Source organism: Streptomyces hyderabadensis, from assembly GCF_020404845.1.
GTDB classification, from domain to species: domain Bacteria; phylum Actinomycetota; class Actinomycetes; order Streptomycetales; family Streptomycetaceae; genus Streptomyces; species Streptomyces hyderabadensis.
The window spans coordinates 1-21432 of sequence record NZ_JAIOJZ010000032.1; the positions used below are offsets into that span (position 1 = coordinate 1).

The following is a 21432-nucleotide window of genomic DNA, read 5'->3' on the forward strand; positions in this document are numbered from 1 at the left end:
CGAGCGCGAGGGACAGGGCGAGGATCCACGGGGTGCGGGGCTCCCCGGGGTGGCGCAGGCCTGTGGGTCGTCGCCGATGTACGGATCGGTCCGCGTGTCCACGTCCAGCGCGGTCCGCGCGGCGACGGTGCCGTCCACCACCAGCGCCAGGTGCAGCCGGCCGCTGGTCCAGCCCTCGGGCAGCGTTGCGGGCACGGTGACGGGGGCGCCCAGCACGTACGGCTTGGCCTCCGCACGGCAGCCGGGGACGGCGTCGCCGGGTGTGTCAGGCGTCCTGGCGTACACCGGGGTCCAGGCGGTGTGCAGCGTGCCCGCGACCGGGTCGGTGCCGTGGTGGGAGACGTGCACGTCGACCGTGAAGTCGCGCTCGGCGGTGAGCAGGTCGCGGCCCGGCGCCACCGGAGTGACGTCCAGGACGAGGGTCGTCGGCGCGTTGGCGTGGGCCGGGTCGACGCCCGCGAGGTCCTTCGCGCCGCGCCCGAAGTCCAGCAGTCCGGCGCTCTCGTGCTCGATGTCGTACAGCTCCGTGTACACGTACCCGGCGAGCCGGTCGTGCCGGCGCAGTTCCTGGGTCTGCCAGCGCAGGTGCCAGGCACGGTCCAGGCCGGTGAAGCCGCCGCCGTACTCGCTGTTGAGGTTGGGCAGGCCGCGCAGCGGCTGGCCGGGGACGGCGAGCTTCTTGTGGACGACGAAGTCGGGGCCGAGCTTGACGGGGAAGTCGTCGCGTTCGCCGGAGAGCAGGTCGGCGACGGTGGTGGCCCAGGAGGCGGCGCTCTCGTCGTAGTAGTGCCAGTCCAGCAGGTCGGTCTTGACGTGGGTCCAGCCGGAGTTCTCGACGACCGGGCGGGTGGCGTCGAGGGCCTTGAGGCGGTCGTAGGCGTCGGCGGCGGCGCGCTGCTTGGCCGGGTCGCCGGGGATGTCCCAGTCCAGGCCCCATTCCTCGTTGTACAGGCCCCAGATGACGATGGCGGGGCTGTTGCCGTCGCGTTCGACCATCGGCTCGATCTGCTCGGCGAAGGCGGTGACGGCGGCGGGCGAGAAGCGGCCGGGCGAGGCGGGCTCGGCCCACAGCAGCATGCCGAGGGTGTCGGCGTGGTGGACGAAGCGGGGATCCTCCAGCTTGAGGTGCTTGCGTACGAGGTTGTATCCGGCGTCGGCGGCGAGTTCGAGGTCGTGGCGCAGGGCGGTGTCGTCGGGGGCGGTGATGCCGGTTGTGGGCCAGTAGCCCTGGTCGAGCACACCGCGGACGAACAGCCGCCGTCCGTTGAGGTACAGCGATTCGCCGTCGACGGTGATGGTGCGCAGGCCGGTGTACGCGGCGACCCGGTCGGTGCCGTCGGCGGAGGTCAGTTCGGCGTCGACGTGGTAGAGGTGCGGGTCCTCGGGCGACCACAGCCTGGGCGCGGACAGCGGGAGTTCGGTACGGAGTCGTCCGTCGGGGTCCACGGTCGCCGTGACGGCGGTGTCCTCGTCGCGTACGCGCAGCCGGAGTTCGGCGCGGTCCGCGGCGGGGCCGTGCACGACGGCTTCGACCGTGATGCCGGTCAGGTCGTCGTTCGGGCGCAGCCGCAGGGCGGCGAGGTGGGTGGCGGGGCGGGCCTCCAGCCAGACGCTCTGCCAGATACCGGAGGACGGGGTGAAGCAGACGCCGTCGTAGTCGTCGCGGGGCATGCTGCGCTGCTTGCCGTGGGCGATGTCGAGCTTGTCGGCGGGAGCGTGCACCCGCACCGTGAGCAGGTGGTCGCCGTCGCCGAGCGCGTCGGTGACGTCGGCGGCGAAGGGGGTGTAGCCGCCCTCGTGATGGGCGACCTCGGTGCCGTTCACCCAGACCGTGGCGGCGTGGTGCACGGCGCCGAAGTGCAGGACGACGCGCTGTCCGGCCCACTCGGCGGGAACGGTGAACGTGCGCCGGTACCAGGCGGTCTGCAGCCAGTGCTCGGCGATGCCCGAGGCCGGGGTCTCCCAGGCGAAGGGCACGGTGATCGCTCGGTCGTAGCCGTCGGACGCGTCGGCGGAGTACCGCTCGGCGGGGTCGGCGCGGAAGTCCCAGGTGCCGTTGAGCGTGAGCCAGGAGTGGGAGCGGTCGAAGTGCGGGCGGGGGTATTCGGGACGGGGGGTGGTCATGCGCGTGTGTGCTCCGATTCGGTGCGGCAGTGGGAGGGTCGGCGGTGTACGGGGCGGTCAGGCCGGCGGCCGGTCGTTACGGGAAGGCAGGGGGGCAGGGGGGGCAGGTGGGTCAGCCCTTGACGCTGCCCGCGAGGATCCCGTTGATGAAGTGACGTTGCAGCAGGACGAACAGGGCGAGCACGGGCAGCATCGCGATGCTTCCGGCGGCCAGCAGTTCGCCCCAGACGGTGGCGAAGTCGGCGCCGACGCGGTTGCCGGTGACGTTCTGCGCGAGGGTGGACAGCACGACTTGCAGCGTCTGGTGGCTCTCGTCGTTGACGGCGACGACCGGCCAGACGAAGTCGTTGTAGATGTTCATGGCGGTCAGGACGCCGAGCGCGGCGATGCCCGGCCGGATCACCGGCACCACGATCCGGGCGAAGATGCCGAACTCGCTCGCCCCGTCCACGCGTCCGGCGTCGAGCAGTTCGTCGGGCACGGCCGCGATGGTCTGCCGCATCCAGAAGATGCTGAAGGCGTCGATGCTGCCGGGCAGGATCAGCGCCTGGTACGTGTTGACCCAGCCCAGTTGGCTCATCTCCAGCAGCAGCGGGATGACCAGCACGAGCGTCGGCAGCATCAGCGTGAGCATCAGCACGCCGAAGAGCAGGTTCTTGCCGGGGAAGCGGTACTTGGCGAAGGCGTAGCCGGCCAGCGGGCAGAAGAACATGGTCATCGCGCCCTTGACGGCCACGACGAGCACGGTGTTGACGAAGCCGGTGCCGATCGGCACGTCGCCGAACATCGCCCGGTAGTTGTCGAGCGTGGCCGAGCCGAGGGAGAAGGACAGGGGGTCGCGGACGATGTCGGCCGGCGGCTTCAGCGAGGAGCTGACGGCCCAGTAGATGGGGTAGACGAAGACGACGGCGAGGAGGCCGAGCACCAGGTACTGGAGCGGCCCCGGCCGGGGCTGGGACAGGCTCCTGCCCGGCTTCTTGGTCCGGCTGGTCATGAGGCTGGTCATGGTCACTCGTCTCGGGAGCGGAGCAGGCGCACGGACAGCAGGGACAGGGCGAACACCAGCAGCACGAGCAGGAAGGAGTTCGCGGCGCCGGTCCCGAGGTCGGACGCCAGGATGTGGTTGTAGAGGTACAGCCCGCCGGTGGAGGTCGAGCCGTACGGGCCGCCCTGGGTGACGACGAACGGCTCGGCGAACATCTGGAACACCGCCAGGGTCTGCACCACGACGAGGAAGGCGATGCTGCGCCGGACCAGGGGCAGGGTCAGCGACCAGAACTGCCGTTTGCGGGAGGCGCCGTCGAGGGCGGCGGCCTCGTACACGTCGGCGGGCACGGCCTGGAGACCGGCGAGCAGGATGATGATCGCGAACCCGGTGGTCTTCCACAGGAACAGCAGCGCGAGCGTCGGTTTGGCCCAGGCGGTGGACTGGAGCCAGTCGACGTCCGGCAGGCCGACGAGGTTGAACAGGTGGTTGACCAGCCCGTAGTCGGTGTCGAAGGCGACGATCCAGACCTGGGCCATGGCCACCAGCGGGGTGACGAACGGCGCGATGAAGGCGACCCGGAACATGCCGCGCAGCCGCAGCCGCGCGTTGGCCAGCAGCACCGCCGCGGCCAGGCCCCCGACGATCTGGACGGGCACGATCAGCAGCCACATCACCGCGCTGTTGCCCAGTGAGGACCAGAACTCCTCGCTGGTGAGCAGGTAGGTGTAGTTCTCCAGGCCGATGAAGTTGGCCGCGCCCGCGCCCTTCCAGTCGGTGAAGCTCAATTGGAGCGCGAAAACGAGGGGGTAGAGGCCGAAGGCGGCGAAGACGACGTAGAACGGCGCGATGAAGAGGTACGGCGCGAGGAAGGGCCTCCGGCGGGAGCTGCGGCCGGGGCGCGGCGCGGCCGGGGCCGTCCTTTCCTTGCGGGGCGGGGTGAGGGTGCCGGAGGTCATGCGCGGTCCACCAGGTTGCGCTGGATCTTCTTGGTGGAGTCGTCGATGACGTCGTCGGGGGCCATCTTGCCCTCGATGAGCCGCTGGAGGTTGTTGCCGAGGTAGTCGACGGACTTGGCCCACCAGGCGGGGATCGGCGCGGCGGACGGGATGGTGTCGGCGGCGTCCACGGCGACCTTCCACAGGTCCTGTCCGCCGAGCGCGGCCACCGGTTCGAACAGCGGCTTGTCGGGGCGGCGGGCGGGTCCGTAGCTCGGCACGGAGGTGGTCAGTCCGCCCGGGTAGACCTCGCTCGGTCCGTACACGGCGCTGTAACCGGGCTCCTTGAAGCACAGGAACTCGTACAGCAGCCAGGCGAGTTCGGGGTTCTTCGCCTTCGCCGGGATGATGAAGCTGCTGCCGCCCATCGCGCCGCTGCGCGCGCCGCCCGGGGTCCAGGCCGGCAGGGGTGCGGCCCGCCACTTGCCCTTGCCCTTCTTCAGCAGCTGCTGCGGGGCGAAGGACCACCACACCGCCCACGGGACCAGGGCCTGCTGACCGCTCTCCAGGGCGGCGAGGTCGGCCTGCTTGAGGTATTCCGTGTGGGTGACCAGATCGTCGTCGACGGCGTCCCGGATCCAGTTGAGGACGTTGCGGTACTCCTTGGAGTCCAGCCGCACCTGCCCGTCGGCGTCGGCGAGGCTGGTGCCCTGCTGGCCGGCCAGCATCTCCAGCCAGAGCTGGCCCAGGAAGGGGTCCTTCTCCATGTGCAGGGGGCGGGCCTTGGGGTTCTTCTCCCGCAGCGACCGGGCGGCCGCCAGCAGGTCGTCGTAGGTCTTCAGCCCGGCCGGGTCGACGCCGGCGTCCTCCAGCAGGTCCTCCCGGTACCAGAGCAGCCCGGGGTCGAGGTCCCAGGGCACGCCGTAGATCCGGCCGTCGACGGTGTTGACCGAGAGCTTGTACGCCGAGGTCTTGTCGCGGTACGGCGCTATCAGGTCCGTCAGGTCGTACAGGTGCTCCGCCTGGCCGCCGATCTTGGCGTCGTCCCAGAAGCTGCCGTCGGGCAGGTCGGTGCCGCTGATCAGGGTGTTGGCGAGCTTGGCGTCGATGTCGACGGCCTGGTGGTTGACCTTGATGTCCGGATAGGCCTTGCGGAAGGCGTCGATCGCCGCGTCGAAGACCTTGAACAGGTCGCCCGAGCGGTTCCAGATGGTGATCTCGCCCTTGGCCGACGCACTCGGCGTCCCGGTGAGTTTGCGCGGCTCGGACCCGGAGGAACCGGGTGCGCAGGCCGCGAGGGGGCCGGCGGTCGCGGCGAGGGCGCCGACGCCGAGCGCGCCGCGCAGAACGCTGCGCCGCGGGACGAATGATCTGGACATGAGCACGGCTCCTCGGTCGGGAATGCGGGCTGCTGTTCGCGAAACGGGGTGGCTGGGGCTGGAGTGACTGAGCGGGGGTGGACATGGACGCGCGCAGGCGTCGTCGGCGGCGCGGCGGTACGCACGACGCACGGACCGCCGCCCACGCTTTGCAACGATGCAGAGATGATGCTGCGCCTTTTGCAACGATGCAATAGCTGAGTAACATCAACCTGCGTCGGCGCTGGTCCGCACCGGCGCGGACCCGAGATGCTGCCGACCCGATGCCCCGCGAGGGCCGTGAGGGGGAACTGGATGGCCGGCTCCACACTCCGTGACGTCGCCCGACGCGCCGGAGTCTCGATCCGCACCGTGTCCAACGTGGTCAACGGTTCGGTGCCCGTCTCCGACGAGTTGCGGGTCCGGGTGCAGGCCGCGCTCGACGAACTCGACTACCGGCCGAACCTGGTGGCCCGCAATCTCCGCCGGGGCCGCAGCGGCATGATCGCCCTGGTCGTCCCCGAGCTGGACGTGCCGTACTTCGCCGAGCTGGCCCGCGAGGTGATCACCGCCGCCCGCACCCACGGGTACGTGGTCATGCTCGACCAGACCGACGGCGACGGGGAGCGCGAGCGGGAGCTGCTGGGCCGCGAGTCGCGCGCCACGATGTTCGACGGCCTGCTGCTGAGCCCGCTGTCCATCTCCGCGGACGAGCTGCGCCGGCGCACCAACCGGGTGCCCGTCGTGCTGCTCGGCGAGCACATCTTCAACGGCAGCTTCCACCACGTGGCGATCGACAACGTCGCCGCGGCCCGGGACGCGACGGAGCACCTGATCGGGCTCGGCCGTCGGCGCATCGCGGCCATCGGCGACCAGCCCTACAGCACCGGCGAGACCGCGCAGTTGCGTACGACGGGCTACCGCCAGGCGCTGGAACGGGCCGGGCTCACCGTCGACGAGCAGCTGATCGTCCCCACCCCGCGCTTCCACCGCCACCTGGGCGCCGAGGCCATGGAGCGGCTGCTCGCCCGGCCCGAGCCGCCCGACGCGGTCTTCTGCTACAACGACCTGCTGGCCATCGGTGCCATGCACACCCTGGCCCGGGCCGGCGTACGGGTGCCCGACGACATCGCCGTCGTCGGGGTCGACGGCATCCAGGAGGGCCGGTACAGCTCGCCGTCACTGACCACCGTCGCACCCGACAAGGCCGCGATCGCGCGCACGGCGGTCAGCACCCTGCTCGGCGTGATCGACGGTTCGGCGCCCCCGCCGACCGAGGCCAAGGCGCCGCACCGGCTGCTGGTGCGGCAGAGCACGGCGGGGACACCGGTCGCCTGACCCGCCGGGCTCCCGCACGTCACGGCGCCCGCCCGTCCCCGGCCACCCTTGCCGCGCCCCTCACCCGGCACCTAGCCTGACTTTGTGCCGCAAATAAACAAAGCCCGATCGCACAGCGCCGTGCCGGGCACTCGCGACGATCTCACCCGTCTCCGCATCGCCCTGACCGCCTTCTTCGCCCTCGACGGCTTCGTCTTCGCCGGCTGGGTGGTCCGGATCCCCGCCATCAAGGAGCAGACCGGCGCCTCCGCCAGCGCCCTGGGACTCGCCCTGCTCGGGGTCTCCGCGGGCGCCGTCGTCACCATGACCCTCACCGGACGGCTCGTCCGCCGCTACGGCAGCCACCCGGTCACCGTCGCCTGCGCGGTGCTGCTCTGCCTCAGCATCGCCCTGCCCCCGCTCACCCACTCCGCACTCGCCCTCGGCGCCGTCCTGCTGGTCTTCGGCAGCGCGTACGGCGGGATCAACGTCGCCTTCAACAGCGCAGCCGTCGATCTGGTGGCCGTGCTGGGGCGCCCGATCATGCCCAGCTTCCACGCCGCGTTCAGCCTGGGCGGCATGGTCGGCGCGGGGCTCGGCGGGCTGGTCGCCGGGGCGCTGTCGCCCACGCGGCACCTGCTCGCCCTCACCGTGACCGGCCTGCTGGTCACCCTGTTCGCGGGCCGGGCCCTGCTGCGCTGCGAACCCGCCGCACCGCCGGACCGCCTCCCCGAGCAGGACGGCGCCCCGCGCCCCCGGGACCGCCGTACCCGTCGCCTCGTCGTCACCTTCGGCCTGATCGCCCTGTGCACCGCCTACGGCGAGGGCGCGATGGCCGACTGGGGCGCCCTGCACCTGGAGCAGGACCTCGACGCCTCCCCGGGCCTGGCGGCGGCGGGCTACTCCTGCTTCGCGCTCGCCATGACCGTCGGCCGGCTGACCGGGACCACGCTGCTGGAACGACTGGGCCGGACGGCCACGGTGGTGGCGGGCGGCACCACCGCGGTGGCCGGCATGCTGCTCGGCTCGCTCGCCCCCTCCGTGTGGGCGGCGCTGTTCGGCTTCGCGATCACCGGCCTGGGGCTCGCCAACATCTTCCCGGTCGCCATCGAGCGGGCCGGGGCGCTCGGCGGCCCGAGCGGTGTCGCGACTGCGTCCACCCTGGGCTACGGCGGCATGCTGCTCGGACCGCCCGCCATCGGATTCATGGCCGACTGGCTGTCCCTGCCCGCCGCCCTCACCAGCGTGGCCGCGCTCGCGGCGGTGGCGGTGCTGGTCGCGGTCGCGACGCGGCGCGCGGCGGCTGGCGGCTGAGCCGCGCCGCCGCCCTGCCGGAAAGTACCGGTGGGGCCTGCCGTCGAGCCCGCTCCATGCGGCAGACTCCCTGCCATGAAGACCGCCGCGTACGTCGAGATCCTGGACCGCGAAGGTGCGTTGCTGGCCGCGGCCGCCGAGGCGGCGGGCAGCGACGCCGAGGTACCGACCTGCCCCGGCTGGCGGGGGCGGGACCTGCTGCGGCACACGGGGACGGTGCACCGCTGGGCGACGGAGTTCGTCGCCCAGGGGCACACCGGTCCCCGGCCCGCCGATGCGCCGACGGACCTCGACGGCGCCCCGCTCGTGAGCTGGTTCCGGGACGGCCACGCACGGCTGGTCGACACCCTCGCGGGCGCCGCGCCCGACGTGCGGTGCTGGCACTTCCTGCCCGCGCCGTCACCGCTGGCCTTCTGGGCCCGGCGCCAGGCGCACGAGACGACCGTGCACCGGATCGACGCCGAGTCGGCCCGCGGCGGTGAACCCACCGGTGTCGGCACGGACTTCGCGGTGGACGGCATCGACGAGCTGCTGTGCGCCTTCCACGCCCGTCCGAAGAGCGCCGTGCGCACCGAGCAGCCCCGCACCCTGCGGGTCCGGGCGACGGACGCGCCGGACGCGGTGTGGACGGTACGGCTGTCCGCACAGCCGCCGGTGACCGTGCGGGAGGACGGCGGGGACGCCGACTGCGAGCTGTCCGGGCCCGCCGCGCTCCTCTACCCGGCGCTGTGGAACCGCCGGCCCGTCCCGGAGGTGACCGGCGACGGCTCGCTGGCCGCCCTGTGGCGCGAGCGGTCGGGCATCACCTGGAGGTAGGTGAGCGGGGCGGCGGGTCGGCCGGTCCGGGTTGCCCGGCCGGTGCGCGCGGGGGTCAGCCGAGCCAGCCCGGCCGCACCAGTCCCGACTCGTAGGCCAGGACGACCAGTTGTGCCCGGTCGCGGGCGCCCAGCTTCACCATGGTGCGGCTGACGTGGGTCTTGGCGGTCAGCGGGCTGACGACCAGCCGGCGGGCGATCTCCTCGTTGGACAGTCCGATGCCGACCAGGGCCATCACCTCGCGCTCCCGCTCGGTCAGCCGGGCCATCTCGCCGGCCGCCGCGGGCTCTTTGGAACGCGCCGCGAACTCGGCGATCAGCCGGCGCGTCACCCCCGGCGACAGCAGGGCGTCACCGTCCACCACCGCCCGCACGGCGCGCAGCAGTTCCGCGGGCTCGGTGTCCTTGACCAGGAAGCCGGAGGCGCCGGAACGGATCGCCTCGAAGACGTACTCGTCGAGTTCGAAGGTGGTGAGCATGACCACCTTCACGTCGCGCAGCCCCGGGTCGCCGGTGATCCGCCGGGTCGCGGCGAGGCCGTCGAGCAGGGGCATGCGGATGTCCATGAGGACGACGTCGGGGCGCAGTTCGCGGATCGAGCGGACCGCCTCCTCGCCGTCCGCGGCCTCGGCGACCACCTCGATGTCCGGCTGCGCGTCCAGCAACGCCCGGAACCCGGCCCGGACCAGTGACTGGTCGTCGGCGAGCAGTACGCGGATCACCGGTCGTCCTCCTTCGCGTGGGTCGTGCGCTTCACGTCGATCGGCAGGGCGGCCAGCACCCGGAAGCCGCCGTCGGGCCGCGGGCCCGCCTCGATGGTGCCACCCAGCGCCGCCGCGCGCTCCCGCATCCCGGCCAGCCCGTTGCCGCTGCCGCCCGCCTCGGCGCCGGTCGCGGGACCGTCGTCGTCGACGCGCAGCAGCAGGGTGCCCCCGTCCCGGTCGAGGCGGACGCGCGCGTGCCGCGAACCGGAGTGCCGCACGACGTTGGTGAGCGCCTCCTGCACGATGCGGAAGGCGGCCAGGTCGGTACCCGGCGACAGCCGCGGCGGCTTTCCCACCACCTCGACGGTGAGACCCGCGCCCGCCGCCTGCTCGACCAGTTCGGGGAGCCGGTCGAGGCCGGGGGCCGGGGCGCGCGGCGCGTCCCCGGGCGTGCGCAGGGTGTCGAGCACCTGCCGCACCTCGCCGAGCGCCTCCTTGCTCTGGTCCTTGATGGTGCTCAGCGCGGTGCGGGCCTGTTCCGGGTCGGTGTCCAGGAGCGCCAGTCCGACGCCGGCCTGCACGTTGATGACGGAGATGCTGTGCGCGAGTACGTCGTGCAGCTCGCGGGCGATCCGCAGCCGCTCCTCGTCCGCCCGCCGCCGCGCCGCCTGGGCCCGCTCGGCCCGCTCCCGCGCCCACTGCTCACGGCGGGCCCGGGCCAGCTCCGACAGGGCGGCGATGGCCACGACCCAGGCGGCGATCACGAGTTCCTGTCCCCAGGGCGCGGCCGAGTCCCCGGACGGCGGCAGCCACCGGTAGAGCCAGTGCGCCACGAGGGCGTGCCCGGCCCACAGCGTCCCCATCGCCGCCCACGCGGCCCTGCGGTGCCCGGCGACGACGGCGCTGAAGCAGGCCACGGCGACCGCCACGAACACCGGGCCGTACGGGTATCCGGCGCCCAGGTAGACCAGGGTGGTGACCGCCGTGCCGAACACGACCGGCACCGGGTACCGCTGCCGCCACAGCAGCGCGGCCCCGGTCACGAACAGCAGCGTGCGGGCGAAGGGGTCCAGGGCGGCCCGCTCACCCGCCTGGGCGTGAGCGGCGAAGTTCGAGCCGAACAGCACGAACGCCGTGATGAGCACGGTGGACGGCCAGGGCCAACGCGGACGCCGTTCCTCGTCGCCCCGCGGGATGCCCCACGAGGGCCCGTGCCGCCACCACCGCGGCGCCCGGCCCTCGTGCTCGCGCTGTCCGTCCATGTCCGCCACGCTAGACGCCGGGCCCCGCGGGCGGCGTCACCCGCGCGTGGTGATCACACGTACTCCCGGCGAAGTACACCCGCGCACGGCCGCGGCCCGCCCCGGGAACGTCAGGGGAAGCCAGACGTGCCCCGGGACGTCAGGGGAAGACCAGGCCGACCGAGTGGGCGAGCCGGTCCGCCGCGTGGCGGAAGAACGTCGGCCGGTCCTCCACGACCCGGTGGAACTGCCCGAACACCTCGAACCCGACCAGCCCGAACAGCTCGGCCCAGCACGCCACCATCGCCGTCACGGTCTCGGGCGGCAGGTCGGGGGCGATGTCGGCGGCCATCCGGCGGGCCTCGGGGCGCAGTTCGGCGGGGATCACCGGCTTGGCGAGCCCCGTGCCCCGGTGCGCCTCGCGCAGGATACCGATGAGCACCTCGGCCACCCGGGCGGCGGCGGGGACGGTGTCCTGGGGCGCGGTGTAGCCGGGCACGGGCGACCCGTAGATCAGCGCGTACTCGTGGGGGTGGGCCAGCGCCCAGACGCGCACCGCCTCGCACACCACGGTCCAGCGGCGTGCGGGTCCGAGGCCGGCCGCGGAGTCGTGCGCCGCCTCGGCCGCGCCGCCGAGCGAGTCGTAGGCGTCGATGATCAGGGCGGTCAGGAGGTCGTCCCGGCTGGGGAAGTAGCGGTAGAGGGCGGAGGAGGCCATGCCCAGCTCGCGGGCCACGGCCCGCAGGGACAGCTTGGCCGCGCCCTCCACGGCGAGCTGTGCGCGCGCCTCGGCCTTGATGGTGGCGGTGACCTCGATCCTGGCCCGGGCGCGGGCTCCCCGGGTTCCCCGGGCTGTCCGGTCTCCCCGGACTCCGTCTGCGGTGCTCATGGGGCCAGTCTTCCACGGTTTTGGAGCAGTGCACACAAACGAGAGCACTGCTCTTGCCTTTGCGCGGCACGGCGGTGCACACTGAGACCACGGAGCGAGAGCAGTGCTCACAAAAGAGAACAGCGCTCTCTCTCGGACTCCGGCCGCGCCACCTGCCCCACCCCCGTCATGCCCACGCGCCCACGCCACGCCTACTGGAGGCCACCATGTCGACGACCGCGCCGTACTACCGCAAGGGCAGCCCGCTGAACGTCCGTCTGAACAGCGTCATCGGCCGGCTGGCGCGCCTCGGCATCAGCATCGCGGGCACCGCGGAGATGTCCGTGCGCGGCCGCAAGAGCGGGCGGATGCAGCGCATCCCGGTCAACCCGCACACCTACGAGGGCGCGCAGTACCTGGTCTCGGCGCGCGGCCACTCGCAGTGGGTGCGCAACATGCGTGCCGCCGGCGGCGGTGAGCTGCGGGTGGGGCGCAAGGTGCGGGTGTTCACCGCGGTGGAGCTTCCCGACGAGGAGAAGCTCCCGATCCTGCGGACCTACCTGGCGAAGTGGGGCTGGGAGGTCAACCAGTACTTCAACGGGGTGACCGTGAAGTCCTCCGACGAGGAGCTGGCCGCGGCCGCCTGCGACCACCCGGTCTTCCGGATCGAGATCGGCAACTGACCGGACGGCACGCCGGCGTCAGGCGCCGCTCTGCTCCCCCGCGGACGACTCGGACGACTCGGAGGATGCGGACGGCGCGGACGTCTCGGAGGACGCGGACGTCTCGGACGGCGCGGGCCGCCGGTCCATCGCCCCCAGCGCCCGCTGCGCCAGCGGATGGCTGCGGACCAGCTCACCCAGCGAGGTCGATCCCTGCGTGATGTCCTTGAACGCCTTCCACGCCGGGCGGAAGCCGGTCAGGGCCGCGTGGAAGAGGCCCGGACGGCGCTCGAACACCGCCAGCATCCGCTTGCCAACGCTCATCTCCACGCCCAGACCGGCCTTGATCGCGAACGCGTAGTTCAGGGCCTGCCTGCGCGCGTCCACGGCGTCGTGCGCCTCGGAGATGCGCACCGCCCACTCCCCCGCGAGCCGTCCCGAGCGCAGCGCGAAGGAGATGCCCTCGCGGGTCCACGGCTCCAGGAGCCCGGCCGCGTCCCCGCACACCAGGACCCGGCCGCGCGAGAGCGGCGAGTCGTCGGCGCGGCAGCGCGTCAGATGGCCGGAGGAGACGCTGGGTTCGAACCCGGACAGCCCGAGCCGGGCGACGAAGTCCTCCAGGTACCGCTTGGTCGCCGCGCCCTCGCCGCGCGCCGAGATCACCCCGACCGTCAGCGTGTCGCCCTTGGGGAAGACCCAGCCGTAACTGCCGGGGATCGGGCCCCAGTCGATGAGCACCCGGCCCTTCCAGTCCTCGGCGACCGTCTCCGGCACCGGGATCTCCGCCTCCAGACCGAGGTCGACCTGGTCCAGCTTCACCCCGACGTGGGCGCCTATCCGGCTGGCGCTGCCGTCCGCGCCGACGACGGCCCGGGCCAGCACCGTCTCGCCGCCCTGGAGGACGACGGCCACCGTGCGCCGGTCCGGGACCGCCGACCCGTGCTGCTCCACCCGGGTCACCGTGGCCCCGGTGCGCAGCTCGGCGCCCGCCTTCTGGGCGTGCTCGACCAGCTGCAGGTCGAACTCGGGCCGGTTGATCAGCCCGAACAGCATCTGCCGGGAGCGCCTGGTCCGGGTGAAGCGCCCGTTGTTCGAGAAGGTCACCGCGTGCACGCGGTCCTGGAGGGGCAGCTCGAAGCCGGGCGGGAGGGTGTCGCGCGAGGGGCCGATGATGCCGCCGCCGCACGTTTTGTAGCGGGGCAGTTCGGCCTTCTCCAGCAACAGGACGCGCCGCCCCGCGACCGCCGCCGCGTAGGCGGCCGAGGCCCCCGCCGGTCCCGCGCCCACCACGACCACGTCCCAGACCTGACGCGCGTCGTCCGCCGAAGAGTTCTCGCTGCTCACGATGGTCTACTGCTCCGATCAAACCGCCTGCCGCACCTGACCCCCGCATCCTACGGCGGGCATCGCCGCAGGCCACTGTGGGAGGATCGGCCCGTCATTCCAAGTACTCCTTGGTACAACGTCGCACCCACAAGGAGCGTGCCCATGTCGTCGAATCCGGTCGCCGAGACCGTCGCTTCGCTGATGCCCCGCGCGAAGGAGGAACTGGCCGCGCTGGTGGCCTTCAAGTCGGTGGCCGACTTCGAGCAGTTCCCGCGCAGCGAGAGCGTGGGCGCCGCCAACTGGATAGCGGCGGCCCTGCGCGCCGAGGGTTTCCAGGACGTGGAGCTGCTGGACACGCCGGACGGCACCCAGTCGGTGTACGGGTACCTGCCCGGCCCCGAGGGCGCGAAGACGGTGCTGCTCTACGCCCACTACGACGTGCAGCCCCCGCTGGACGAGGCCGGCTGGGCCACCCCGCCCTTCGAGCTGACCGAGCGCGGCGGCCGCTGGTACGGGCGGGGCGCCGCGGACTGCAAGGGCGGCGTGCTGATGCACCTGCTGGCCCTGCGCGCGCTCAAGGCGAACGGGGGCGTGCCGGTGCACGTCAAGGTCATCGCCGAGGGTTCCGAGGAGCAGGGCACGGGCGGCCTGGAGCGGTACGCCGAGGCGCACCCCGAGCTGCTGGCCGCCGACACCATCGTCATCGGCGACGCGGGCAACTTCCGCGTCGGCCTGCCGACGGTCACCTCCACGCTGCGCGGCATGACGATGCTGCGCGTGCAGGTCGACACGCTCGAAGGCAACCTGCACTCCGGCCAGTTCGGCGGTGCGGCGCCGGACGCGCTGGGCGCCCTGATCCGTGTACTGGACTCGCTGCGGGCCGAGGACGGCTCGACGACCGTCGACGGGCTCGCGGCGGACAGCGCGTGGGAGGGCCTGGCCTACGACGAGGAGCAGTTCCGGCGGGACGCGCGGGTGCTGGACGGCGTGCAGCTGATCGGTTCCGGCTCGGTCGCCGACCGGATCTGGGCGCGGCCCGCCGTCACCGTGCTCGGCATCGACTGCCCGCCGGTCGTCGGCGCCACCCCGTCGGTGCAGGCGAGCGCGCGGGCGCTGGTGAGCCTGCGGGTGCCGCCGGGCGTGGACGCCGCCGAGGCCACCAAGCTGCTCCGGGCCCACCTGGAGTCGCGGACGCCGTGGGGCGCGCGGGTCGCCGTCGAGCAGATCGGCCAGGGCCAGCCGTTCCGCGCCGACACCACGAGCCCCGCGTACCAGGCCATGGCGGACGCGATGGCGGTGGCGTACCCGGGCGAGGAGATGCAGTACGCCGGTCAGGGCGGCTCCATCCCGCTGTGCAACACCCTGGCCTCCCTCTACCCGGAGGCGGAGATCCTGCTGATCGGCCTGAGTGAGCCGGAGGCCCAGATCCACGCCGTGAACGAGAGCGTGTCCCCCGAGGAACTGGAGCGGCTGTCGGTGGCGGAGGCCCACTTCCTGCGCAACTACGCGGCGAGCTGAGCCCGGTCCCGTCGCGCTGCTCCCGGGCCCGTCCCGCGTTCCGCCGTCGGCGCGGGTGCCTCGCCAGGTCGGCGGGGCCCCGCCCGCGGTCGTCGCGGGGAGGTCGTCGTACGGGCGGCCGACGGCCCTCGACGCGGAGGTGGCCCGTTCCGGTCCCGGGCTTGGGATGACCGCGCGGACCGGGGATGCACCGCGTGCTTCGGCGCGGATCCACGGGGCGGCGGGCCCGCGTCAGCCGACCGGCGTGCCGGCCTCCAGGTAGTGGGCGGCGCCGCGCTCCCGGGCCCGCAGCGCCCAGCGCAGCCGCTGGTAGCGGACCGGGGGCAGCAGGGCGGCGGCCTCGTCCTCGGTGGCGAAGCACCAGGCGCGCAGTTCGGCGCCGGGCAGCAGGACCCGGTCGGCGTCCGCGGAGCCGAGCCGGCCGCCGTCGAACAGCAGCCGCAGACCGCCGCGGGCAGGGGGCGCCGGCGGTTCCCAGTCGACGACCAGCAGGGCCGGCACGTCGTCGAGGCTGAGCCCGGTCTCCTCGGTGACCTCGCGCATGCCGGCGCGGGCCGGTGCCTCACCGGGTTCGACGACGCCGCCGGGGAACTCCCAGCCGGGCTTGTAGGTGGGGTCGACGAGCAGGATCCGGTCCCGTTCGTCGAAGAGCAGGACGCCGGCGGCGACGGTCTCACCGGTGGGTTCCGGTGTCTGCACGATCTCGCAGGCGGGCACGGCGCCCGTGCCGACGGCCTCGGCGACCCGGACCGCGGCCTCGTACGGGGTCAGCGCGCCGGTGTCGACGGGATGGGCGTCGGCGGTGAGCCAGGAGGCGAGGGCGGCGCGGTAGGGCTCGATGTGGTCGTAGGACCACTGCCGGACCCGCATCTCGCCGTCGGGCAGGTCCTGCGGAGTCCCACGGCTCGCTATTCGCTCCCGCAGGATCGTTTCGGCCGGGGCCAGCAGGACGTGCCGGACCTCGATCCGACGGGCGGCGAGACCGCCGAAGATCTCGTCCCGGTACTCCTGGCGCAGCAGGGTCGCCGGGACCACGAGCGTCCCGCCGAGGTCGGCGAGGAGCGCGGCCGCCGTGTCGATCACCAGTCGGCGCCAGATCGGCAGGTCCTGGAAGTCGCCCACCTCGGCCAGGCGTTTGGGCGGCAGCAGGTGCGCGAGCGCCCCGCCGATGACCTCGGGGTCGAAGAGCGTGCTGTTCGGGATCAGTTCGATCAGTTCCCGTGCGGTAGTGGTCTTCCCCGCACCGAACGCGCCGTTGATCCAGACGACGGTCACAGGTCCCCCTCTTCTGTTGGCCCCCTGTGGCTTGCCCGCTTCACCCTGCCACGGAAACCAGCCCAGTTGGGGGCGGGAAAACGGGCATATGACAGCGGCGCCACGCCCCTCGGGGGGTGTGGCGCCGCACGGTGCCCACCGGGCGCACCGGCCCGGCCGGAGGGTGTCAGCCCGGCTGTCCCAGGGCGTCGTCGTCGAGGGTCAGGCTCTCGGTGGCGACGGTGTCCTGCAGGGTACTGACGGTGTCGTCCACCCCGAGGCCGAGCGGGAGGTCGGCGGGGGCGGCGTGGGACGGGCTGACGGCCGCGACCACGAAGCCGGTGGCGAGGGACGCGAGGGCGAGCATGCTGCGCTTCTTCATGCCCCGTTCAACTACGCAGCCGCGCCGGGGTCACGGTCTGCCCCGGGGAAGCCTCCGCGGACGCCGCGCCGGAACGGCTCTCCGGGGCTCAGACGTGCGCGGGCGGCTGGGCCGGGGTCCGCGAGAGCGCCGCCGCGGCCGCGCCGACCAGCCCGGCGTCCGTCCCCATCTGGGCCGGCACGACCGCGAGGCGCTGGACGAAGGACAGCGTCGCGTAGTCGGTGAGGGCCTTGCGGAGGGGAGCGAAGAGGACGTCCCCCGCCTTGCCCACTCCCCCGCCGACCACGGCGATGTCGATCTCGACGAGGGTCGCGGTGGCGGCGATGCCGGCGGCCAGCGCCTGGGCGGCCCGTTCGAAGGAGGCGACGGCGACGGGGTCGCCGAGGCGGGCGGCGGCGGCGACCGCGGCGGCGGAGGTGTCGCCGTCCGGGCCGGGCCGCCAGCCGGCGTCCAGGGCGCGCCGGGCGATGTTGGGGCCGCTCGCGATGCGCTCCACGCAGCCGCGCGCGCCGCACGGGCAGGGGTCGCCGTCCAGGTCGACGCTGATGTGGCCGATGTGGCCGGCGTTGCCGGTCGGCCCGGGGTGCAGCCGGCCGCCGAGCACCAGGCCGCCGCCGACGCCGGTCGAGACCACCATGCACAGCGCGTTGTCGTGGCCCCGGGCGGCGCCCTGCCAGTGTTCGGCCGCCGTGATGGCCACCCCGTCCCCGATCAGCTCCACCGGCAGCCCGCCGGAGGCGGCCCGGACCCGCCGGACCAGCGGGTAGTCGCGCCAGCCGGGCACGTTCACCGGGCTGACGGTGCCGGCCGAGGCGTCCACCGGGCCCGCGCTGCCGATGCCGACGGCCGTGGCCCGACCCCACAGGGGCGACGCGGTCAGTTCCGCGAGCACGGCCTCGACGGCCTCCATCACGGTGTCACCGTCCTCCCGGGCGGGTGTCGCACGCTGTGCGCGCGCCTGGATGCGGCCGTGGCCGTCCACCAGTGCGCCGGCGATCTTGGTGCCGCCGATGTCCAGCGCTGCCACGAGGTCGGTGTGCATCAGAGTCGGATCTCCCCGTCGGACCGAAAGCGAAAAAGCCGTACAACACGAGCGCGCAGCGTCCGGTCCCGCGATGGGGACGAGGACCGGAGAGTGCGATGGACAGTGTCCCCCGCATCTGACAACGTTGTCCAGGCTCTATGCTCGACGCCACATCCTCATACAAGCCCATCACCGACACATCCCCCCGGACAGCAGGAGCCGACGCAATCCCGTGGACGACAGGACAGGACACCGCATCGTGCCCGACACGACCCGCCGCGCAGACCGCCTCCCCGGGAACCGTTACGGCAATCGCCCGACGATGAAGGACGTCGCCGCCCGGGCCGGGGTCGGTCTCAAGACCGTCTCCCGGGTGGTCAACGGGGAGCCCGGCGTCACCCCGGAGACCGAGCGCCGGGTCCAGGAGGCCATCGACGCGCTGGGCTTCCGCCGCAACGACAGCGCGCGCGTCCTGCGCAAGGGCCGCACCGCGAGCATCGGCCTGGTCCTGGAGGATCTGGCCGACCCGTTCTACGGGCCGCTCAGCCGCGCCGTGGAGGAGGTGGCCCGCGCGCACGGCGCCCTCCTGATCAACGGGTCCAGCGCGGAGGACCCGGACCGCGAGCAGGAGCTGGTCCTCGCCCTGTGCGCGCGGCGCGTGGACGGTCTGGTGGTGATCCCCGCCGGGGACGACCACCGGTATCTGGAGCCGGAGCTTAAGGCGGGCGTCGCCACGGTGTTCGTGGACCGTCCGGCGGGCCGGATCGACGCGGACGTGGTGGTCTCCGACAACTTCGGCGGGGCCCGCGACGGCGTGGCCCACCTGATCGCGCACGGACACCGCAGGATCGGCTTCATCGGCGACATGCCCCGCATCCACACCGCCGCCGAGCGGCTGCGCGGCTACCGGGCCGCCATGGCGGACGCCGGCATACCGATCGAGGACTCCTGGATGTCCCTGGGCGTCACCGACCCCGTGCGGGTGCGCCGGGCGGCCGAGGAGATGCTCGCCGATCCGCGTCCGGTGACCGCGATCTTCACCGGCAACAACCGGGTGACGGTGACCGTGATCCGGGTCCTGGCCGAGCAAACCCGGGGCGTCGCCCTGGTCGGTTTCGACGACATCGAGCTGGCCGACCTGCTCCAACCGGGCGTCACCGTGGTCGCGCAGGACGCGGCCGCCCTCGGCCGCACCGCCGCCGAACGCCTCTTCCGGCAGCTGGACGGCACCCTCCTCGCCCCCGACCGCATCGAACTGCCGACCAGGCTGGTCACCCGCGGCTCGGGTGAGCTGCCGCCGGCGGACTGACCGGGCCGCGGGGGACCTGTGGCGACCCCGGGCCGGGCGGGTGCGGGTCGGCGGTCCACCCGTGCGGGCGGCCGGACGCGCCGTCCCGCCCCACCGTCGGGAGGAGGCACACGTGTCGCAATCACCGCGCGAGGGCCGTGCACCTGCCGGGCCGCCCGGCGGGAGCCGGACGCTGCGGGCGCTCGGACTGGCCGGCGTGCCGCGCGAGGATCCGCTGCTGTACCCGGGCGCGTGGCCGCGCGAGTCCGGGCTGCTGGACGGGGACCGGCTGCTGCCGCTGGACCGGGCGGTGTACGAGGAGGGCGACGGCCGGGTCCCGGTGCTGGCGATCGGGTCCAACGCGAGCCCGGCCCAGCTGCACCACAAGATGGCCGAGTTCGGCGTCGACTCGCCGGTCCCGATGGTCAGGTCGCGGGTCACCGGACTCGACATCGGCGTCTCGGCCCACGTGAGCCGCATGGGCTACGTGTCCGCCTCGCCGGTGGCCGCCCCCGGCGTCGTACGGGAGCTGTTCGTGCTGTGGCTGGACGAGGCACAGCTCGCGGTGATCGACGCGAGCGAGGGCGTGCCGATGGCGGGCGGCAACTTCGACCGGGTCTGGCTGCCCGCGCCCGACGTACGCGTCGAGCCGGGCGACGGCTCGGTGCTGCGCGGCGCGTACGCGTACGTCAACCGCCATGGCGTCCTGCACGACGGTACCGGTGCGCCGCGGCGCCATCCGGGGGCGCAGCGGCCCCTGATCACCGAACTGCTGGACGCGTCGGCGCGGTTGCGCGAGCTGTTCGGGGCGACGCCCGAGGAGTTCTGCGCGCGGGCGCGGGCGGACCGGCGGCTGTGCGACCGGGGGACGCGGCTGTTCGCCGAGGAACAGCGGGTGACGGCGTCCGGCCTGGAACGGTACGTGGGCTCGGGACCCGAGGATCCCTTCGCCGGGGGCCGGACGCCGTCTTCGGGGCCTACTGCGCCGATGCCGTGAGGTCGCCGCGCCGCGGGCCGGAGAAGCCCTCCAGGTCGGCGCGGGTCAGGCCGGTCAGCCGGGCCACCTCGGCGATGTCGAGGGCGCCGCAGTCCAGGCCGCGCAGCAGGTAGCCGCTGAGGGCCTTGGCGGTGGCGGGTTCGTCCATGACGTCGCCGCCGGTGCGGCTGGCGTAGCGGGCGAGGCGGGCGGCGGCCTGCTCGAAGCCCTCGCGGTAGAAGGCGAAGACGGCCGCGTACCGGGTGGGGATGTGGCCGGGGTGCATGTCCCAGCCCTGGTAGTAGGCGCGGGCCAGCGCACGGCGGGTGAGGCCGTAGTGCAGCCGCCAGGCGTCGTGGACCTGGGCGGTGGGGCCGACCGGCAGGACGTTGGTGGAGCCGTCCGAGACGCGTACGCCGGTGCCGGCGGCGGCGACCTGCATGACCGCCTTGGCGTGGTCGGCGGCCGGGTGGTCGCTGGCCTGGTGGGCAGCGGAGACGCCGAGGCAGGCGCTGTAGTCGAAGGTGCCGTAGTGCAGGCCGGTGGCGCGGTCGTCGGCGGCCTGGATCATGCGGGCGACGGTGGCGGTGCCGTCGGCGGCGAGGATGGACTGGCTGGTCTCGATCTGGATCTCGAAGCCGATCCGGCCGGGCGTGAGGCCGCGCGCCTTCTCGAAGGCCTCCAGGAGCCGCACCATGGCGGTGACCTGCTCGGGGTAGGTCACCTTGGGCAGGGTGAGGACCAGCCCCTCGGGCAGACCGCCGGCCTCCATCAGGCCGCTGAGGAAGACGTCGAGGGTGCGGATGCCGCGGGCGCGCACCGGGGCCTCCATGCACTTCATGCGGATGCCCATGTAGGGGGCCGCGGTGCCCTGTTCGCAGGCCTCGGCGACCAGCCGGGCGGCGCGGGCGGCCGCCTCGTCCTCCTCGGCGTCCGTGCGGTTGCCGTAGCCGTCCTCGAAGTCGATGCGCAGGTCTTCGACCGGCTCCCGCTCCAGCTTGGCGCGTACGCGGGAGTACACGGGCTCGGCGAGGTCGTCGGAGAGGCCGAGGACGGCGGCGAAGGAGGCGGCGTCGGGGGCGTGTTCGTCGAGCGCGGCCAGGGCCTGGTCGCCCCAGGTGCGGATGGTGTCGGCGGCGAAGACGTCACCGGGGACGTAGACGGTGTGGACGGGCTGACGGGTGCCCGGGTCTCCGGGGTAGCGGCGCTCCAGCTCCGCGTCGACCGGTGCGAGGGAGGCACTGATCTCCTCGCCGACGGCGCCCGCGAGGCTCGTTGCCACCTTCTCCTGCTGACCCATCCGACACCCTCCTGATGTTCATTTTTCCGCTGAACGGA

Annotated in this window: 19 protein-coding genes; 7 read left to right on the top strand and 12 right to left on the bottom strand. The window is 73.4% G+C overall.

The window, feature by feature from the left end; genetic code table 11:
• The 4 genes from K7854_RS23425 to K7854_RS23440 form a co-directional block, all read right to left on the bottom strand.
• Positions 1-2124 (bottom strand): glycoside hydrolase family 2 protein (locus K7854_RS23425; RefSeq protein WP_226028522.1); only part of this gene is annotated, 2124 nt, incomplete at its 3' end.
• A 112-nt stretch (positions 2125-2236) separates the two neighbouring features.
• The gene (locus tag K7854_RS23430) at positions 2237-3130 is read right to left on the bottom strand and encodes a carbohydrate ABC transporter permease (protein ID WP_226028523.1); all 894 of its coding nucleotides are present in this window, start codon (positions 3128-3130) and stop codon (positions 2237-2239) included.
• Positions 3131-3132: 2 nt separating this feature from the next.
• Entirely contained in the window at positions 3133-4068 is a 936-nt protein-coding gene (locus K7854_RS23435; RefSeq protein WP_226028524.1) for a carbohydrate ABC transporter permease, read from the bottom strand.
• Complete coding sequence (locus K7854_RS23440; protein ID WP_226028525.1) at positions 4065-5426, bottom strand: ABC transporter substrate-binding protein; 1362 nt, start codon at positions 5424-5426, stop codon at positions 4065-4067. Before K7854_RS23440 ends, K7854_RS23435 begins: the two co-directional genes overlap by 4 nt.
• 294 nt (positions 5427-5720) lie before the next feature.
• On the opposite strand from K7854_RS23440, the gene K7854_RS23445 reads away from it, so the two are divergent.
• The 3 genes from K7854_RS23445 to K7854_RS23455 all read left to right on the top strand — a co-directional run bounded on the left by K7854_RS23445 (position 5721) and on the right by K7854_RS23455 (position 8852).
• Positions 5721-6743: a LacI family DNA-binding transcriptional regulator gene (locus K7854_RS23445; protein ID WP_226028526.1), complete on the top strand. Its 1023-nt coding sequence runs from the start codon at positions 5721-5723 to the stop codon at positions 6741-6743.
• A gap of 120 nt (positions 6744-6863) precedes the next feature.
• Positions 6864-8036: an MFS transporter gene (locus K7854_RS23450; protein ID WP_226028527.1), complete on the top strand. Its 1173-nt coding sequence runs from the start codon at positions 6864-6866 to the stop codon at positions 8034-8036.
• A 75-nt stretch (positions 8037-8111) separates the two neighbouring features.
• Positions 8112-8852 (top strand): maleylpyruvate isomerase family mycothiol-dependent enzyme, encoded by a 741-nt coding sequence (locus K7854_RS23455; protein WP_226028528.1) that lies wholly within the window; start codon positions 8112-8114, stop codon positions 8850-8852.
• Between the two features lie 55 nt (positions 8853-8907).
• On the opposite strand, the gene K7854_RS23460 is transcribed toward K7854_RS23455, so the two are convergent.
• From K7854_RS23460 to K7854_RS23470, 3 genes are all read right to left on the bottom strand, one after another.
• Positions 8908-9573, bottom strand: coding sequence for a response regulator transcription factor (locus tag K7854_RS23460; RefSeq protein WP_226028529.1), 666 nt, complete (start codon positions 9571-9573; stop codon positions 8908-8910).
• The gene (locus K7854_RS23465) at positions 9570-10817 is read right to left on the bottom strand and encodes a sensor histidine kinase (RefSeq protein ID WP_226028530.1); all 1248 of its coding nucleotides are present in this window, start codon (positions 10815-10817) and stop codon (positions 9570-9572) included. The genes K7854_RS23460 and K7854_RS23465 overlap by 4 nt, the downstream gene beginning before the upstream one ends.
• A gap of 139 nt (positions 10818-10956) precedes the next feature.
• The gene (locus tag K7854_RS23470) at positions 10957-11685 is read right to left on the bottom strand and encodes a TetR/AcrR family transcriptional regulator (RefSeq protein ID WP_226028531.1); all 729 of its coding nucleotides are present in this window, start codon (positions 11683-11685) and stop codon (positions 10957-10959) included.
• 206 nt (positions 11686-11891) lie between these two features.
• On the opposite strand from K7854_RS23470, the gene K7854_RS23475 reads away from it, so the two are divergent.
• Positions 11892-12347 (top strand): nitroreductase family deazaflavin-dependent oxidoreductase, encoded by a 456-nt coding sequence (locus tag K7854_RS23475; protein WP_226028532.1) that lies wholly within the window; start codon positions 11892-11894, stop codon positions 12345-12347.
• Between the two features lie 18 nt (positions 12348-12365).
• Here K7854_RS23475 and K7854_RS23480 read toward each other — a convergent pair whose 3' ends face one another.
• Positions 12366-13670, bottom strand: a complete 1305-nt coding sequence (locus tag K7854_RS23480; RefSeq protein WP_226028533.1) for a geranylgeranyl reductase family protein — start codon at positions 13668-13670, stop codon at positions 12366-12368.
• 144 nt (positions 13671-13814) lie between these two features.
• Between K7854_RS23480 and K7854_RS23485 the strand changes: the two genes are divergently transcribed.
• Complete coding sequence (locus tag K7854_RS23485; RefSeq protein WP_226028534.1) at positions 13815-15170, top strand: dipeptidase; 1356 nt, start codon at positions 13815-13817, stop codon at positions 15168-15170.
• A gap of 231 nt (positions 15171-15401) precedes the next feature.
• On the opposite strand, the gene K7854_RS23490 is transcribed toward K7854_RS23485, so the two are convergent.
• From K7854_RS23490 to K7854_RS23500, 3 genes are all read right to left on the bottom strand, one after another.
• Entirely contained in the window at positions 15402-16445 is a 1044-nt protein-coding gene (locus tag K7854_RS23490; protein WP_226028535.1) for an NUDIX hydrolase, read from the bottom strand.
• A gap of 166 nt (positions 16446-16611) precedes the next feature.
• Positions 16612-16806, bottom strand: a complete 195-nt coding sequence (locus K7854_RS23495; protein ID WP_226028536.1) for a hypothetical protein — start codon at positions 16804-16806, stop codon at positions 16612-16614.
• An 88-nt stretch (positions 16807-16894) separates the two neighbouring features.
• A complete protein-coding gene (locus K7854_RS23500; protein ID WP_226028537.1) occupies positions 16895-17848 on the bottom strand; it encodes an ROK family protein in 954 nt (317 codons plus the stop codon).
• Positions 17849-18062: 214 nt separating this feature from the next.
• Here K7854_RS23500 and K7854_RS23505 point away from each other — a divergent pair, with 214 nt between their 5' ends.
• Both K7854_RS23505 and K7854_RS23510 read left to right on the top strand, forming a co-directional pair.
• Positions 18063-19139, top strand: coding sequence for a LacI family DNA-binding transcriptional regulator (locus K7854_RS23505; protein ID WP_226028538.1), 1077 nt, complete (start codon positions 18063-18065; stop codon positions 19137-19139).
• A gap of 112 nt (positions 19140-19251) precedes the next feature.
• Positions 19252-20115 carry a hypothetical protein gene (locus K7854_RS23510; RefSeq protein ID WP_226028539.1) on the top strand — a complete coding sequence of 288 codons (864 nt, stop codon included), beginning with the start codon at positions 19252-19254 and terminating at the stop codon, positions 20113-20115.
• Here K7854_RS23510 and K7854_RS23515 read toward each other — a convergent pair.
• Positions 20096-21394, bottom strand: a complete 1299-nt coding sequence (locus K7854_RS23515; RefSeq protein ID WP_226028540.1) for a DUF6986 family protein — start codon at positions 21392-21394, stop codon at positions 20096-20098. The genes K7854_RS23510 and K7854_RS23515 overlap by 20 nt on opposite strands.
• Between the last annotated feature and the right edge of the window lie 38 nt (positions 21395-21432).

Coding starts and splice junctions, on each gene's coding strand:
- K7854_RS23430 (WP_226028523.1), bottom strand. CDS start 3,130: ATGACCAGCCTCATGACCAGCCGGACCAAGAAGCCGGGCAGGAGCCTG.
- K7854_RS23435 (WP_226028524.1), bottom strand. CDS start 4,068: ATGACCTCCGGCACCCTCACCCCGCCCCGCAAGGAAAGGACGGCCCCG.
- K7854_RS23440 (WP_226028525.1), bottom strand. CDS start 5,426: ATGTCCAGATCATTCGTCCCGCGGCGCAGCGTTCTGCGCGGCGCGCTC.
- K7854_RS23445 (WP_226028526.1), top strand. CDS start 5,721: ATGGCCGGCTCCACACTCCGTGACGTCGCCCGACGCGCCGGAGTCTCG.
- K7854_RS23455 (WP_226028528.1), top strand. CDS start 8,112: ATGAAGACCGCCGCGTACGTCGAGATCCTGGACCGCGAAGGTGCGTTG.
- K7854_RS23465 (WP_226028530.1), bottom strand. CDS start 10,817: ATGGACGGACAGCGCGAGCACGAGGGCCGGGCGCCGCGGTGGTGGCGG.
- K7854_RS23470 (WP_226028531.1), bottom strand. CDS start 11,685: ATGAGCACCGCAGACGGAGTCCGGGGAGACCGGACAGCCCGGGGAACC.
- K7854_RS23475 (WP_226028532.1), top strand. CDS start 11,892: ATGTCGACGACCGCGCCGTACTACCGCAAGGGCAGCCCGCTGAACGTC.
- K7854_RS23485 (WP_226028534.1), top strand. CDS start 13,815: ATGTCGTCGAATCCGGTCGCCGAGACCGTCGCTTCGCTGATGCCCCGC.
- K7854_RS23495 (WP_226028536.1), bottom strand. CDS start 16,806: ATGAAGAAGCGCAGCATGCTCGCCCTCGCGTCCCTCGCCACCGGCTTC.
- K7854_RS23500 (WP_226028537.1), bottom strand. CDS start 17,848: ATGCACACCGACCTCGTGGCAGCGCTGGACATCGGCGGCACCAAGATC.
- K7854_RS23515 (WP_226028540.1), bottom strand. CDS start 21,394: ATGGGTCAGCAGGAGAAGGTGGCAACGAGCCTCGCGGGCGCCGTCGGC.